Raw genomic sequence first — 12,320 nt, forward strand, 5'->3', positions numbered from 1 at the left:
TGGATCTTGCCCCACCGCAACAAAATGGCTTTTAGAGCCTACATCAATTCCAGCGGCAAAAGGATTGACAACAGCCATACTTTCAAACTTTTTCTGCTTCATCTTATTTTTGGTTTTGATTAAAAGCAGCAAGAGAAATGTATATTTGATTTGATTATTCCATACGGGATCCATAACAAAACATGGTCACCAATTAACGTTTCAAAAACCCTGACCTTAAAGATTGGGGTTGAACATTTCTACCAGAATTCGGGAAGGGATAAAATCACCATTCGATGCATAGGCTTTCATGCTGCAACCAAAAGTTAGCGCATTAACGTTACTTTTCCAATGTCTTAGAATTCGGGTTTAATCGATACATCCTTATATTTGCCTTGGAATAAAAAATCAATATGATATACGACATCATCATCGTTGGGGGTGGAATAGTAGGACTGGCCACTGGTTTAAAAATCAAACAGCAAAAACCTGAATTGACGGTTGCTCTTTTGGAAAAGGAATCCGATGTAGCGATGCATCAGACCGGAAACAATAGTGGCGTGATCCATTCAGGATTGTATTACAAACCAGGTTCTCTCAAAGCGACCAATTGTATTGATGGATACCATGAACTGATCCGGTTTTGCCAGGAAGAGAACATTCCGTTTGAATTGACGGGGAAAGTTGTTGTGGCCACCAACCAAGAACAAGTACCCTTGTTAAATGGGCTTTTGGAAAGGGGATTGCAAAATGGACTGACAGGCATCCGCTCGATTTCCCTGGATGAGCTCAAGCACCTTGAGCCCTATTGCAGCGGTGTAGCGGCCATTCATGTTCCCCAAACTGGAATCGTGGATTATAAAAAAGTAGCGATTGGGTACAGTGAGAAATTCAAATCCCTTGGAGGAGAGGTATTTTTATCCCACCGCGTGTTGAAAATCAAAACATTGAATGCCATTTCCTATGTTGAAACGTCAAAAGAGGAGTTTGCCGGAAAACTGGTTATTAATTGCGCGGGGCTTTATTCCGACAAGGTGGCACAAATGAACCAAACGGAAGAATCGGATGTCAAAATCATCCCTTTCAGAGGTGAATATTTTAAGCTAAAAAAAGAAAGGGAATACCTGGTAAAAAACCTGATTTACCCTGTTCCAGATCCAAATTTTCCATTTTTGGGGGTACATTTTACCCGTATGATGAAAGGGGGCGTTGAGGCAGGTCCCAATGCGGTTTTGGCCTTTAAAAGAGAAGGATATAAACGCTCCGATGTCAATTTGAAGGAACTTGCCGAAACCTTGGCTTGGCCTGGATTCCAAAAAGTGGCCGCAAAATACTGGAAAACGGGAATGGGTGAAATTTACAGGTCCTTTTCAAAAGCAGCCTTCACCAAAGCACTACAAGAACTCATCCCGGATATTCAAGAATCGGATCTGGTAGAAGGAGGTGCGGGAGTCCGTGCGCAGGCCTGTGACCGAACCGGCGGACTTTTGGATGATTTCAGCATCAAAGAATCCGAGTTTGCCATCAATGTGCTGAATGCCCCCTCCCCTGCCGCAACGAGTTCTTTGGCTATCGGTGGCACAGTGAGTGCCTTGGCTTTGAAGCGGTTTTAAAAGAAAAGGAAGAATTGACCAACACCTTATAATAAAAAAAGAGAAAATAAACCTTAAAAATCACTAAATGCGCACTAGGAGTTCATTTGAAAATTAAATCCATTTTATTGTATCCTTCACACCATTTGTAAGTCTCCATATTGAATTAAAACTTATTTTGATATGGAAAAATGTATCTGCACAAACTGCGAATGCCAGCAATGCGAATGTAAAAATTGCAAAGAAAATGACTGCCCTTGTGAAAAATGTACGTGTACGAAATGTGAGTGTTGTTAAACCAGAAATATGAATTGGGTTTCCAAATGGAATCGAAACTGCAAGAAAATCAGATGATTGGGAGACTAATTCCTGAATCCAATAGGGTGAAGTCAAAAACAATCAACACCTAATTGATTACCCGTGAATTACAATCTTGAATTGAGTTCGTAATGCATAAAACTTGTTAACCACGCGGGTTGGCAACAATGCCAACCCGCGTATTTTCTGAAGAATTATGAAAACTGAGAGATTTTGGAAGGAATACCATCAATCCTTGTATTTTTTGGCCTGAAACGTGTTGGGGATTTAGAGGCCACAAGTGATATACTTCAAAATTCATTTCTCAAAGTGCACCTGCATCGCCATTCCCTCAAAAATACAAAACATGCTAAAGCTTGGGTTTATCAAATCGTGAGAAATGAAATTTCCGATTATTACAATAATATACAACAACAAAAACAAATTTCCGGATTGGAATTTCATCCAGCCAACCAAAACCTATTTCAGGACTATTGCTGTTTCGATAGATTTATGAATGATCTTCCTTTAATTTACAAAAGTCCAATCGAGATTGTCTATTTAATAGGTAAAAAGAAAAAAGAGGCCGCAGATATTTTGGGTATAGGTCTGTCAAATTTGAAAGCCAGAATAAGAAGAGGTAAAGCTCTTCTAAAAATGAATTTTTTAAATTGTTGTAAGTTTAAAATAGATAAGAATGGATATCTGACCGGCGAAGCAAATTGCGGTGTCTGTGGAAAATTATAAATAAAGTTGGAGAATAGTGATAAATTTCAGCAATGAACAAAAACTCAAAAACAACTTCCTGTCAACCCTTGCTCGACTATTTTGTAAATCTGATTCCATTGAACCAGAAAGAAAAAGACATGTTCATGACAAAATTCCATCCGCATTTGTTTTTAAAAAAACAATTCGTTTTGCAACATGGTGGGGTTTGTGAATATTTTGATTTTGTAGTGCAGGGATGCCTCAGGCTTTATAAACTGGATGATAAAGGAGTTTATCATATCCTTCAATTTGCCACTGAGAATTCCTGGATCCTGGATTTGACCAGTTTTCACAAAATAATTCCGGCGGTTTTGAATATTGATGCCTTGGAGGATACTGTAGTATTGCGGATCACCCACCATGATCTTTTGGACCTATATGACAAAGCCCCAAAATTTGACAAGATATTCAGGGTGCTCTTGGAAAACCATTTCATGCAACAACAAGAGCGGATCGGACAATTGTTCAGTTCTACTGCCGAAGAGCGGTATGAATTATTTCTAAAAACCTATCCCCATCTTCTCAACAGAATTCCCCAAGTGCAGATCGCTTCTTATCTTGGGATTACTCCCGAATTTTTGAGCAGGATTAGAAGCCGTATGGCAAAGGGTGAGCGTTAATCTTAATACAGATCAATATTTTTTCTTAAACTAGGTCATTGGACTGCAGCGGTTACTTGATGTAGCTTTGCATAAATTAAAAGTCCAACACCATGAATACCAAAAAAACACTCCTAAGCATTGCCCTTTTTATTGGGGCTGTGCTGTTTTCTTTTGCCCAAAAGTCAGTGGATGAATCAATCCAAGATTGGGAAAGAGCCAAAAACTATACCAAAGAATACTTGGACGCCATGCCTGAATCAGGCTATTCTCTAAAACCCACACCTGAAATCAGGTCATTCGCAGAAGTAATGCTGCATTTGACAGATGCGAATTATGGGTTTACAGCCGGAGCCTTGAGTATAGAAAGCCCGGTGGCATTTGGGAAATCAGATAAAACTGAGGACATCTCAAAAGAAAATGTCACCAAATTGGTTCTGGCAGGATATGACTTTGTTATCGCAAATCTAAAGAAAGTGACTGTTGACCAATTAAATGAAAAGACCACATTGTTTGGGAGCTTTGAAATGCCAAAAAGAACGGCTTTCGACAAACTATTTGAACACCAAACCCACCATAGGGGTCAGACCACTCTCTATTTGAGATTGGCTGGAGTTGTTCCTCCAAATGAAAAATTATTCTAAAAACCGCGATAAAACAATCCCTAAATTGGGGAATACTCAAAATTGACCTAACATGAAAAAGTTACTTGCAATACTTAGTTTGATTTTCTTTTCCCAATTCCCATCAATGGGACAAATTGAAAAAGGAAGCCTCTATATCAATCCTCAATCCGGGAGAGACGACAATTCCGGTGAAAAAGGAAGTCCACTTCAGTCTTTATATGAAGCTGGCCGTCGTATCAATGTTGCCAAAGGGAATGGAGCAATGACAATTTTCCTTTCTGAGGGAATTTATGCACTTGACACCACTGTTCGGTTTCAACCTGAAAACTGGAAATTCACCAAGGATGCCCGGTTGACCATTCGGGCTGAGATCCTACCGGATGATCCTAATTGGGATCATGGAAAAATGCCCGTTTTTATTTCAACCATGGCTTTTAACAATATTCCAGACGACAAATTGGGAGGCGCCTCCAATGGGATACAAATAGAGACCAGCCATGTAACGATACAGGGTTTGAGGATGTTGGGTTCACCGGTCCATGAGCGGCCCGAAGAAGGCATGGTGATCAGAAACTATCCCATTATCCGGGAAGGGAGAGATTTGGATGACCTTCGGGTGACGCAATGCTTGTTTTTGGGAGATATTCATGCGGCACCAAATCACCTTCCTGTTTTGGCGAGTGGACAAGGAGTGGTTGTTGATCATTGTGTCTTTTATGGAGTAAAGGATGCTGTGGTTTTTTGGCATTCCGATCGACCTTCTGAACGCTCCGAAATGCACCACAATCTGATCGTCAATATTTATGGCGCAGCAGTTTGGTCTTGGTCATTGGCGGAGGATTTCAAATATTATAACAATGTAGTGACCCAAGCAGAGGCGTTCTGGATATTGAATAAAGATGAGAAAAGCAGCTTCAACTTAGAAAACTCCCTTGTAGTGGGATATAATCATTTGGTCAACAATGGAGGAGGTCCCGCTAATTTGGGGGAAACTTCAGATCCTACCAAACTGAAATCAGGCAAGAACGTAATTTTTCAGAGAGAAGGGAGTCTGGAGATTGTCAAGGATCCAACAAGTAAATACTACCTTCATTTAAAGCCGGGATCGTTGGGCAGCGAACTTGGAGCGGGATTGTTTTATAAAAAATGATGAATTGCCCTCGGAAAATTATTGTTAGGTTCAAATCCCATGTATTCATTCAGGTCCAATTATTCATCTCCACTATTGGAAAACAGTATCTAAGGACGATTTTGGCTTTAGAATGAACCCTTATTATGCATTACGAACCCAATGCAATAGTATAATTCACTGATAATCATTAGGTGTTGACTGTTTTTAACTTCACCCTATTGGTGCCGGGAATTATTCTCCCAAGAGCCTGATTTTCATGCAGTTTCGACCCCATTTGGAAACCTTTTGCATATTTCGGCTTGAAATAGGGTTGGAATTGAAATTCAAGAAATTAATTATTTAGAATGAAACATCTTCTGTTTTCCCTTGGGCTCCTGATCAGCTTCAGCAGTTTTGGCCAAACGCCAATAGCAAAACCAATGCGGCATTTTATGCAGCAGAATCCATCTTCAGCAGGAGCCATATCATATGGTAACAACCCCTCAGCAGGAAGGTATGTCAATGTTGGGGATGCCCAGATTTACTATGAGGTTTATGGAACAGGAGATCCAATCCTGATCCTGCATGGGGGACTATTGGGTTCTACTTTCGAAATGCATCAGTTCATCGACAGCCTTTCCCAAAGTTTCCAGGTGATCGCTATTTCAACCCGAGGTCATGGAAAATCTGAGCTTGGAACCCAACCATTGAGCGTGGAACAAAAAGCAGGAGATATTATGGCTGTTGTAAATGCTGTGACCGATGAGTGCGTAAGCATCATTGGTTTCAGTGATGGCGGTTTTGGTGGATATATGTTTGCGAGCCTATATCCTGAGCGGGTGAAGAAACTGATTGTCATCGGAGCAGGTGAGCAAACCCCCAAATTAAGAAAAATGGAATTTAATGCTGTTGAATTGTTTCAAAATGATCCCGCCTACATGGAGCAACAATTGGCTTTGATGCCTGAACCAAACCGATTGATGGAATTGGGGAATCAAATTGCGGATTTTTACAATTCTACTTCGATAAGTAAAGACATGTTGGAGAAAATTCAGTGTCCGGTCTTGGTTATGGCAGGTGAAAAAGATCGGAATGCATCCATGGAAACTGTCATCAATGCCTATCGAATGATCCCAAACAGTCAGCTTAGTATCATTCCTAATGGATCGCATGGCGTGTTTTTAGAAAATTTCCCTGCGGTATGGTACAGTTTGGTTCCTTTTCTCAAAACAAAAGGTGAATGAAACACATGATTTAACCCGTTTTATGCATCACGAACTCAATTCAACAGTAAAATTAACTGATGTTCAATTAGCTGTTGATTGTTTTGACTTCACCCTTTTGGTGTCAGGAATTAGTCTCACATATAGTCTGATTTTCTTGCAGTTTGGATCCCATTTGGAAAATCATATGCAAATTTCCATATAACTTTCTTTAAGTCAACCCCTTTACATTACTTTTTCGGTCTCTTAGAATTCAGGTTAAATTCAATTTTGAAAAAAAAACTTGTTTGATTTTCGTAATTCATTATTTGCTTGCCGTTATTGGTTCTAATCGCATAACCTTAAATTTGGGATGCTAAAATAACTTACATCATGACAAAACTAAAAAACAACGAACCGGAATCGGGCAGACGCAGCTTTTTAAAAGTCGGTGCAACGTTAAGTGCTTCTTTGCTTGGCGCTCCTTCGATTGCACATGCATTTGATGGAGGTACAAAACAGAAAAACCCTGAAAATGCCAACATCACAAAATTCCGTACACTCGGTACAGGAAAACACAGTCTTGAAGTGACTGCCCTTGGTCTGGGTTGTATGGGTATGAGTTACCATAGAGGCCATATCCCCAATAAAAATGCAAGCATAGCCTTGATGCGCAAAGCGGTAGAAATGGGTGTAACCTTGTTTGATACAGCAGAAGTGTATGGAGCCTATACCAATGAAATATTGGTTGGTGAGGCGATTTCCCAATTTAAAAATGAAATCTCCATTACCACCAAGTTTGGGTTCAATATCGAAAATGGAACGATGGCTGGACTCAACAGCCGACCAGAGCAAATCCGAAAAGTAGCCGATGAGTCCCTGAAAAGGTTGAAAATCGATGTGATTGACCTTTTCTATCAACATAGACAAGATCCTGACGTTCCTGTCGAAGAGGTTGCCGGTACTGTCAAAGACTTGATACAGGAAGGCAAAGTAAAAAACTTTGGCTTGAGTGAGGTCAACGTGGAGACTATCCGAAAAGCACATTTGGTACAACCCCTTACAGCCATTCAAAGTGAATACCACTTGATGTGGAAAAAGCCTGAAGAGGGTGTTTTGGCTGCTTGCGAGGAGTTGGGAATCGGCTTTGTGCCCTACAGTCCAATGAATAGAGGCTACCTGACAGGAATGCTCAACGGGCAAACCAATTTCTATGCCGCCAACGACAACCGAGCAGGATTGCCTAGATTTCAAAAAGAGGCCATGATAGCCAACTGGCCCATTTTGGAATTTATATCCAATTTTGGTCATGAAAGAGGCCTCACGCCTACTCAGGTAGCCTTGGCATGGCTGATGCATCAAAAACCTTGGATAGTACCGATCCCGGGAACAACCAAAATCGCGCATTTGCAGGAAAATATGGCTGTTGCCGATATTCAGTTTTCTGCCGAAGAAGTGCGTGAAATTAATGATGGAGTATCCAAAATCATAATTTATGGAGATCGGTATACACCTGTTGAGCAAAAACGTGTTGAGAATTGATTTTTCGGCAAGGTATTCTTATGTGAAAATTTCTGTTGGCTTGTCAAATGTTTGATCATTTTGGGCCAAGAAGATTTTCTGAGGATATAGGCAAACCAAGGTATGAGCACTTGGTCATTTAACCCGTGTTTTGCATTACGAACCCAATTCAAGATTGTAATTGATTGATAATCAATTAGATGTTGATCATTTTAACTTCACATTATTGGTGTCAGAAATTAATCTCCTAATAGTCTGATTTTCTTGTAGTTGAACCCTTTTTTTTTTAAACTAAATGCATACTACGGGTTTAAAGGTTCGATCCATTCAGGATGGATTTTTCTGCAAAGTGTAGCTAGAGAAATGCGGCGGAAAATTGGATCAGGTCATGATTCGCAAACTGAAAATCTGGAATCAAGGAACTTGGTTTTCGATCAATAATTGCATATTAAAGCGCTCATTTATATTGATTGTATTGCTTATATTTATATAAGCAATACAATCAACTCCCAAAATGGCCTCATACGAAATCGAAATCATTCTCAATCGGCAATTGGCAGATTGCCTTTCCATCCCGGTTTTTATCACGGATATTTCCGGGAACCTTATTTTCTACAATGAGCCCGCTGAGGAAATCCTGGGTACACGGTTCGGCGAGACCGGCGAAATGAAAGTTGAAACCTGGTCAACAATTTTCAAACCCCTTGATGAAAAAAGAAAACCTTTGCCTCCGGAAGGTCTCCCTCTGGTGAAGACTTTGCAGGACCAACATCCGCACCACAAAGTATTCTGGATTGAGAATTTGAAAGGAAAACTTGAAAAAATTTCGGTAACCTCCTATCCTATTATCGGCCGCATGGGAAAATTTCTTGGTGGAGTGGCTATTTTCTGGGAAACAAAAGACACATGAAGGTTTCCATCAAAGGCGTTCGGGGATCTATTCCCACATCCAGTCCAGAAACCTCCTATTTTGGAGGGAATACTTCATGCGTAACCGTCGTGGAAGATAATTGCTTGCTTATTTTGGATGGTGGTTCTGGAATGCAGAAAATTATCCTTCCGGATGAGTCAACAAACCGTGTTGATATTTTATTGACTCATCTGCATTTTGATCACATTCAAGGGCTTGGATTTTTTAACCCATTGTTTGAGGCATCGAAAGAGGTGCATATTTGGGCGCCGGTCAGTACCACACAATCTTTACTGTCAAGACTTAGCAAGTTCCTCTCTCCACCTTTGTTTCCGGTATTGATGCGCGATCTCCCATGCCAACTCACTTTGCATGAAATTTCAAACAGTAGTTTTGAAATCGGTCCATTTCAAATTGACTCCCTGTATGTCATCCATCCAGGACCGACTGTTGGATTACGGATCAAGAGCAAAAATTCTGTGTTGGCTTACATTCCTGACCATGAACCTGCCTTGGGTCCCGCTGGGATGATCATGGACAAAAAATGGATTTCAGGATTTGACTTGGTGGACCAAGCGGATTTATTGATCCACGATGCCCAGTTCACCGCAGAGGAATATAAGGGCAAGATTGGATGGGGCCATTCCGGCATGGAAGACGTGATCAAACTTGCAACGTTTGCAGGCGTAAAAAAACTTCTATTTACCCACCATGACCCCTCACGTACCGATGCCCAACTTAAGGAAATCATGATCGGCTTGAAGGAAACCCATTCCGGAGATTTGAACTTTGAATTTGCGCGGGAAGGAATGGAAATAGAATTGGGTTGATTTTTACGGTTTTTTAGGGCCGATCTATCCCCTATGAAAATGCGTTCGATAACGTTCAGGGTCGAAGGGTATGTCGTTTGGTAGTGGTCATTGGCAGAGGTTTCAAATACTACAACAATGGGGTCACTAATGGTCTGGCATTTTAGATTTTGAACAAAGGGGAAAAGACCAGTTTCAACTTGTCAAATTCACTGGTAAAAACCATTTTTGTTTCAGACTATCACAAGTGGGAACTTATGAGAATACTTATCTTTCGTAAAGCGCAAATCTCTGTCTATTCTTGCTATATATTTTTTAAGATCTAAATTTGCCGATGAACTCAATAGATCCAATATTGCAAATTGATGTAAAAAATTTTCTCTGTTGAATGCGCCAATTTTGATTTTTTTACAATTGAAGACTACAACATAGGAGCACAAGTCCTATGAAAAATTATAACCTGAAAAGGCCTTCATTATTCCTCTGAAAGTACTGTACCTATTATTTTTTTATTATCTGAATTTAGAAGGATCTTATCCTTCATGTAAATGGCTACCGCTTTTTCTGAGCATTTGTTGTTCCACCAATCAACTGTTTTCAAATGGTAGTCCATCAACATCTCTGAATCATCTATTAATTTTTTTGCCCATAACAATCCCTCTTTCCAGTTTTCTACTTGAATAATCGGGGATCCATCATAAAATTCTGTTTTGGGCAATTTATCAGAAATTATAACGCATCCAGCCCTCATCCCCTCGAAATCCCTAAAGCATTCTGCATTACCAAAACCCATTGGGGACAGGATTATCTTACTGTCAGCTAATACTTTACCGAACTCTTGTGCGCTAAAACCTGTATTGAATCCTTTATTGAAAATTATTAAAGAATCCGGAAAATAATTACTGAAATCATTTTTGAATCCGATCGCCATATCTCGGAATATGGTCGTGGGCAGACCCCTTCTGGGAAAAAATTTTTTCTGACTAAAAAAACTTCTATACAAATCAAATCTATTTCTATTAAGATCCCCTCTAAAGAAAACATTGTAATTCCGATCATGGATTGGTTTTACAGGTAATTCCGGTACATCATTTACATATCCCAAAGAAATCGGCAAGACATTATCTGAAATAAAAGCCTCCTCCAGATGGGTCTTGAAAATCAATTCAAAATTAGAGGAAATGGGCCGAGGATCAATGGAACCACCAGCATCAGCCAGATAGTATAAAATTATTTTCTTTTGGGACAGATGGTTTAAACAATCTGGAAGAATTTTTTCGTCATCATTGGCAAAAATATAAAATTCATAGTTTTCCAATATTCCATCCGAAATTTTTTCAAAATTCTGGAACAGCTTGAGAAGGTATTGGGATTCATTCAGTTCACTAAATTGAAAAACTGAGTTTTTATCATAATACACATTCTTAAGATTCATTATATCCATACGTTTTCCACACATCAACAGAAATTAAAACACAAACAATTCTCTCCAAAAATCAGGAGAACATCCCCTCCTTCAGGTTAAACTCACATTTATTACGCCAAGAATTTTGTCGCGTAACAAAAGGTTGGCCCTAATCAAAAATTACCGGGTATTATTTGGGTGATTCAACTCTTTAATTTCTACAAAAGGTATCAAAATAATATTAGATCCCAAGATCATAATCCATGCAATTGCCGCCGCCCATGAAAAGCTTTCTGAAGCAATACGATTTGACTGGGAAAACCGTCATTCCTTTCAATACGCACGGTGGATATGGGATAGGAAGCAGTTTTGAATTGATTAAAAAAAGTTGTCCGAAGAGCATTGTCTTTGAAGGGTATTCCACCAAAGGCGGTGTAGAAAGAGACGGGGTAATTTTTGTAATGGATGGAGAAAAGAAAAACCAGACCATCGCGGAAGTAAGGCAATGGCTAAAAAAAATCGGCTTTTAAATCACTTTAAATCTTTGAAGGATTAGTTTGATGGGAAAGGAAATGGTCAGTGGGGAAACAAACCATGGAAAGAGAAAAAATATAAGTTTACCTGGACAAAAGTTTTAAATTAAAAAAACTGACACCTTCAAAAGTGGAATATTGGCAATAAAATTCAGGATTTTGAAATAATATCAAGTTGTAACAGATTGTAAATCTGTAAAGTATTAAATTGAAAAATCAACTACGGATTGATGACCTATCCTAATTCAAAACCGAAAGATTGAATTTCGTAAGAAATTTCATTTCAGAATACTACAACCCGAAGTATTTCTTGATTTCAAAATCGAAAATTGATTTCTTCATGGAAAAGAAAGATCGATGCGATTAAAAAAACAACGAGAAGGGATTACCTCTAAGACAATGTGTTTGATTTTCGTAACACATTGTTTGAAAGCAGTAATGAAATTACTTTAAAAAAACCGTCTTTTACCCATTCTTAAAAATAGACAATACCATGGCAAAATTCAATCTGAATATCAACGGTAAATCCAAAGAGGTAGAGGTAGATGCCGCTACTCCCCTTTTATGGGTGTTGCGGGACCATTTAAATTTAACTGGAACCAAATATGGCTGCGGGATAGCAGCTTGCGGTGCATGCACCGTTCATTTAGATGGGGTGGCCGTGCGCTCCTGCCAAATGCCGGTATCAAACATAGAAAATCAAAAAATCACAACGATCGAAGGACTCTCTGAAAATGGAGACCATCCGGTTCAGAAAGCCTGGTTGGAACATGACGTACCGCAATGCGGATATTGTCAATCTGGGCAGATCATGACTGCTGTCGCTTTTTTGAAAGAAAACCCAAATCCGAGTGATCCAGAAATCGAGAATGCGATGAACGGAAATATTTGCCGCTGCGGCACTTATCTCCGTATCAAAGCTGCTGTCAAAACAGCTGCAAATTCTTAAGCACATTTAACCCACAAAG

At 39.6% G+C, this 12,320-nt stretch carries 12 protein-coding genes; 11 read left to right on the plus strand and 1 reads right to left on the minus strand.

Annotated elements, in window-relative coordinates:
• Nucleotides 1–392: 392 nt before the first annotated feature.
• From lhgO to F824_RS0121540, 9 genes are all read left to right on the plus strand, one after another.
• A complete protein-coding gene (gene lhgO, locus F824_RS0121500; protein WP_019600007.1) occupies nt 393–1,592 on the plus strand; it encodes an L-2-hydroxyglutarate oxidase in 1,200 nt (399 codons plus the stop codon).
• A 510-nt stretch (nt 1,593–2,102) separates the two neighbouring features.
• A complete protein-coding gene (locus F824_RS26715; protein WP_019600008.1) occupies nt 2,103–2,615 on the plus strand; it encodes a sigma factor in 513 nt (170 codons plus the stop codon).
• 32 nt (nt 2,616–2,647) lie between these two features.
• A complete protein-coding gene (locus F824_RS0121510) occupies nt 2,648–3,256 on the plus strand; it encodes a Crp/Fnr family transcriptional regulator (protein ID WP_019600009.1) in 609 nt (202 codons plus the stop codon).
• A gap of 92 nt (nt 3,257–3,348) precedes the next feature.
• A complete protein-coding gene (locus tag F824_RS0121515) occupies nt 3,349–3,879 on the plus strand; it encodes a DinB family protein (RefSeq protein WP_019600010.1) in 531 nt (176 codons plus the stop codon).
• Nucleotides 3,880–3,931: 52 nt separating this feature from the next.
• Complete coding sequence (locus F824_RS26370; RefSeq protein ID WP_019600011.1) at nt 3,932–5,011, plus strand: right-handed parallel beta-helix repeat-containing protein; 1,080 nt, start codon at nt 3,932–3,934, stop codon at nt 5,009–5,011.
• A 326-nt stretch (nt 5,012–5,337) separates the two neighbouring features.
• On the plus strand, nt 5,338–6,216 hold the full coding sequence (locus F824_RS0121525; RefSeq protein WP_019600012.1) for an alpha/beta fold hydrolase: 879 nt from the start codon (nt 5,338–5,340) through the stop codon (nt 6,214–6,216).
• A gap of 351 nt (nt 6,217–6,567) precedes the next feature.
• Nucleotides 6,568–7,716: an aldo/keto reductase gene (locus F824_RS0121530; RefSeq protein ID WP_019600013.1), complete on the plus strand. Its 1,149-nt coding sequence runs from the start codon at nt 6,568–6,570 to the stop codon at nt 7,714–7,716.
• A gap of 493 nt (nt 7,717–8,209) precedes the next feature.
• Nucleotides 8,210–8,605 carry a PAS domain-containing protein gene (locus tag F824_RS0121535; RefSeq protein WP_019600014.1) on the plus strand — a complete coding sequence of 132 codons (396 nt, stop codon included), beginning with the start codon at nt 8,210–8,212 and terminating at the stop codon, nt 8,603–8,605.
• A complete protein-coding gene (locus F824_RS0121540; RefSeq protein WP_019600015.1) occupies nt 8,602–9,435 on the plus strand; it encodes an MBL fold metallo-hydrolase in 834 nt (277 codons plus the stop codon). The genes F824_RS0121535 and F824_RS0121540 overlap by 4 nt, the downstream gene beginning before the upstream one ends.
• Nucleotides 9,436–9,889: 454 nt before the next feature.
• On the opposite strand, the gene F824_RS27580 is transcribed toward F824_RS0121540, so the two are convergent.
• Nucleotides 9,890–10,345, minus strand: a complete 456-nt coding sequence (locus F824_RS27580) for a hypothetical protein (protein ID WP_139189904.1) — start codon at nt 10,343–10,345, stop codon at nt 9,890–9,892.
• A gap of 755 nt (nt 10,346–11,100) precedes the next feature.
• Between F824_RS27580 and F824_RS0121550 the strand changes: the two genes are divergently transcribed.
• On the plus strand, nt 11,101–11,349 hold the full coding sequence (locus F824_RS0121550; protein ID WP_236613183.1) for a flavodoxin: 249 nt from the start codon (nt 11,101–11,103) through the stop codon (nt 11,347–11,349).
• 496 nt (nt 11,350–11,845) lie between these two features.
• Nucleotides 11,846–12,301, plus strand: a complete 456-nt coding sequence (locus F824_RS0121555; RefSeq protein WP_019600018.1) for a (2Fe-2S)-binding protein — start codon at nt 11,846–11,848, stop codon at nt 12,299–12,301.
• Nucleotides 12,302–12,320: the final 19 nt, after the last annotated feature.

Source organism: Rhodonellum psychrophilum GCM71 = DSM 17998, assembly GCF_000381545.1.
GTDB classification, from domain to species: domain Bacteria; phylum Bacteroidota; class Bacteroidia; order Cytophagales; family Cyclobacteriaceae; genus Rhodonellum; species Rhodonellum psychrophilum.

Coding starts and splice junctions, on each gene's coding strand:
- lhgO (WP_019600007.1), top strand. CDS start 393: ATGATATACGACATCATCATCGTTGGGGGTGGAATAGTAGGACTGGCC.
- F824_RS0121510 (WP_019600009.1), top strand. CDS start 2,648: ATGAACAAAAACTCAAAAACAACTTCCTGTCAACCCTTGCTCGACTAT.
- F824_RS0121515 (WP_019600010.1), top strand. CDS start 3,349: ATGAATACCAAAAAAACACTCCTAAGCATTGCCCTTTTTATTGGGGCT.
- F824_RS26370 (WP_019600011.1), top strand. CDS start 3,932: ATGAAAAAGTTACTTGCAATACTTAGTTTGATTTTCTTTTCCCAATTC.
- F824_RS0121525 (WP_019600012.1), top strand. CDS start 5,338: ATGAAACATCTTCTGTTTTCCCTTGGGCTCCTGATCAGCTTCAGCAGT.
- F824_RS0121530 (WP_019600013.1), top strand. CDS start 6,568: ATGACAAAACTAAAAAACAACGAACCGGAATCGGGCAGACGCAGCTTT.
- F824_RS0121535 (WP_019600014.1), top strand. CDS start 8,210: ATGGCCTCATACGAAATCGAAATCATTCTCAATCGGCAATTGGCAGAT.
- F824_RS0121540 (WP_019600015.1), top strand. CDS start 8,602: ATGAAGGTTTCCATCAAAGGCGTTCGGGGATCTATTCCCACATCCAGT.
- F824_RS27580 (WP_139189904.1), bottom strand. CDS start 10,345: ATGGCGATCGGATTCAAAAATGATTTCAGTAATTATTTTCCGGATTCT.
- F824_RS0121550 (WP_236613183.1), top strand. CDS start 11,101: ATGAAAAGCTTTCTGAAGCAATACGATTTGACTGGGAAAACCGTCATT.
- F824_RS0121555 (WP_019600018.1), top strand. CDS start 11,846: ATGGCAAAATTCAATCTGAATATCAACGGTAAATCCAAAGAGGTAGAG.